The organism is Enterococcus sp. ARL09-542, assembly GCF_005234805.1.
GTDB lineage: Bacteria > Bacillota > Bacilli > Lactobacillales > Enterococcaceae > Enterococcus_D > Enterococcus_D gallinarum.
On sequence record NZ_QPQX01000035.1, the window covers coordinates 2,015 to 5,282 of the forward strand.

Below are 3,268 nucleotides of genomic sequence, written 5' to 3' on the forward strand. Positions count from 1 at the left end.
TAAGTTTGTTCATTGAAAACTGGATATCGAAGAAAATCAAAACAAGTAACACACACCGAGTTGACAAGTTAAAGAGTTTTTTAATAAGTTCAACGCTTATTTTCTTGAGCAACCTTCTATCGCTAGAAGAAGTACTCATCGACCGTAAGGTCAAAGGTTAAGTGAATAAGGGCGCACGGTGGATGCCTTGGCACTAGGAGCCGATGAAGGACGGGACTAACACCGATATGCTTTGGGGAGCTGTAAGTAAGCTATGATCCAGAGATTTCCGAATGGGGGAACCCAGCATCTTTTATAGGATGTTACACAGTTGTGAATACATAGCAGCTGTGAGGTAGACGCAGAGAACTGAAACATCTAAGTACCTGCAGGAAGAGAAAGAAAATTCGATTCCCTGAGTAGCGGCGAGCGAAACGGGAAAAGCCCAAACCAACAAGCTTGCTTGTTGGGGTTGTAGGACTCCGATATGGTAGTTGAAACAGATAGTCGAAATACTTGGAAAAGTATGTCAAAGAGGGTAAAAACCCCGTAGATGAAATCTGGCTCACACCTAGGAGGATCCTGAGTACGGCGGAACACGAGGAATTCCGTCGGAATCCGGGAGGACCATCTCCCAAGGCTAAATACTCCCTAGTGACCGATAGTGAACCAGTACCGTGAGGGAAAGGTGAAAAGCACCCCGGAAGGGGAGTGAAATAGATCCTGAAACCGTGTGCCTACAACAAGTTAGAGCCCGTTAATGGGTGATAGCGTGCCTTTTGTAGAATGAACCGGCGAGTTACGATAGCATGCGAGGTTAAGTTGAAGAGACGGAGCCGCAGCGAAAGCGAGTCTGAATAGGGCGAATGAGTATGTTGTCGTAGACCCGAAACCATGTGATCTACCCATGTCCAGGTTGAAGGTGCGGTAAAACGCACTGGAGGACCGAACCCACGTACGTTGAAAAGTGCGGGGATGAGGTGTGGGTAGCGGAGAAATTCCAAACGAACTTGGAGATAGCTGGTTCTCTCCGAAATAGCTTTAGGGCTAGCCTCGGAATTGAGAATGATGGAGGTAGAGCACTGTTTGGACTAGGGGCCCATCTCGGGTTACCGAATTCAGATAAACTCCGAATGCCATTCATTCATATCCGGGAGTCAGACTGTGAGTGATAAGATCCATAGTCGAAAGGGAAACAGCCCAGACCACCAGCTAAGGTCCCCAAATAACTATTAAGTGGAAAAGGATGTGGGGTTGCACAGACAACTAGGATGTTGGCTTAGAAGCAGCCACCATTTAAAGAGTGCGTAATAGCTCACTAGTCGAGTGACCCTGCGCCGAAAATGTACCGGGGCTAAATAGTTTACCGAAGCTGTGGAGTGCACCATAAGGTGCATTGGTAGGAGAGCGTTCTAAGGGCGTTGAAGGTAGATCGTGAGGACTACTGGAGCGCTTAGAAGTGAGAATGCCGGTATGAGTAGCGAAAGACAGGTGAGAATCCTGTCCACCGTATGACTAAGGTTTCCTGGGGAAGGCTCGTCCGCCCAGGGTTAGTCGGGACCTAAGCCGAGGCCGACAGGCGTAGGCGATGGACAACAGGTTGATATTCCTGTACCCGTTGTTTTTGTTTGAGCAATGGAGGGACGCAGGAGGCTAAGAAGTGCAGACTGATGGATATGTCTGTTCAAGCAGTGAGTCTTAGTGGGAGTCAAATGCTTCTACTTTCAAGGACAAGCTGTGATGAGGAGGGAAATAATAGTACCGAAGCTTCTGATGTCACACTGCCAAGAAAAGCTTCTAGTGAGAAAACAATGGCCCGTACCGCAAACCGACACAGGTAGTCGAGGAGAGCATCCTAAGGTGAGCGAGAGAACTCTCGTTAAGGAACTCGGCAAAATGACCCCGTAACTTCGGGAGAAGGGGTGCTGCTCTAACGAGCAGCCGCAGTGAATAGGCCCAAGCGACTGTTTATCAAAAACACAGGTCTCTGCAAAATCGAAAGATGACGTATAGGGGCTGACGCCTGCCCGGTGCTGGAAGGTTAAGAGGAGTGCTTAGCGTAAGCGAAGGTACGAATTGAAGCCCCAGTAAACGGCGGCCGTAACTATAACGGTCCTAAGGTAGCGAAATTCCTTGTCGGGTAAGTTCCGACCCGCACGAAAGGCGTAACGATTTGGGCACTGTCTCAACGAGAGACTCGGTGAAATTTTAGTACCTGTGAAGATGCAGGTTACCCGCGACAGGACGGAAAGACCCCATGGAGCTTTACTGTAGTTTGATATTGAGTGTCTGTACCGCATGTACAGGATAGGTAGGAGCCGTAGAGATCGGGACGCCAGTTTCGATGGAGGCAATGGTGGGATACTACCCTTGCGTTATGGCCACTCTAACCCGCAGCCCTTATCGGGCTGGGAGACAGTGTCAGATGGGCAGTTTGACTGGGGCGGTCGCCTCCTAAAAGGTAACGGAGGCGCCCAAAGGTTCCCTCAGAATGGTTGGAAATCATTCGAAGAGTGTAAAGGCAGAAGGGAGCTTGACTGCGAGAGCTACAACTCGAGCAGGGACGAAAGTCGGGCTTAGTGATCCGGTGGTTCCGCATGGAAGGGCCATCGCTCAACGGATAAAAGCTACCCTGGGGATAACAGGCTTATCTCCCCCAAGAGTCCACATCGACGGGGAGGTTTGGCACCTCGATGTCGGCTCGTCGCATCCTGGGGCTGTAGTCGGTCCCAAGGGTTGGGCTGTTCGCCCATTAAAGCGGCACGCGAGCTGGGTTCAGAACGTCGTGAGACAGTTCGGTCCCTATCCGTCGCGGGCGTTGGAAATTTGAGAGGAGCTGTCCTTAGTACGAGAGGACCGGGATGGACTTACCGCTGGTGTACCAGTTGTCTCGCCAGAGGCATCGCTGGGTAGCTATGTAGGGAAGGGATAAACGCTGAAAGCATCTAAGTGTGAAGCCCACCTCAAGATGAGATTTCCCATTTCTTTAAGAAAGTAAGATCCCTGAGAGATGATCAGGTAGATAGGTCAGAAGTGGAAGGCCAGTGATGGTTGGAGCGGACTGATACTAATCGATCGAGGACTTAACCACGATTGAAAAAAGCAAGGAAACTCGGAAGAGTTTTGATTCTTCGATCCAGTTTTGAGTGAGCAATACTTACTCAATTGAATAGTGTGGTGGCGATAGCGAGAAGGATACACCTGTAACCATGCCGAACACAGAAGTTAAGCTTCTTAGCGCCGATTGTAGTGAAGGGTTTCCCTTTGTGAGAGTAGGACGTCGCCACGC

At 49.9% G+C, this 3,268-nt stretch carries 2 rRNA genes; both read left to right on the plus strand.

Going from position 1 to position 3,268, the window contains the following annotated elements:
- Positions 1–155: 155 nt before the first annotated feature.
- A 23S ribosomal RNA gene (locus DVW06_RS16565) occupies positions 156–3,070 on the plus strand.
- An 82-nt stretch (positions 3,071–3,152) separates the two neighbouring features.
- Positions 3,153–3,268, plus strand: a 5S ribosomal RNA gene (rrf, locus tag DVW06_RS16570).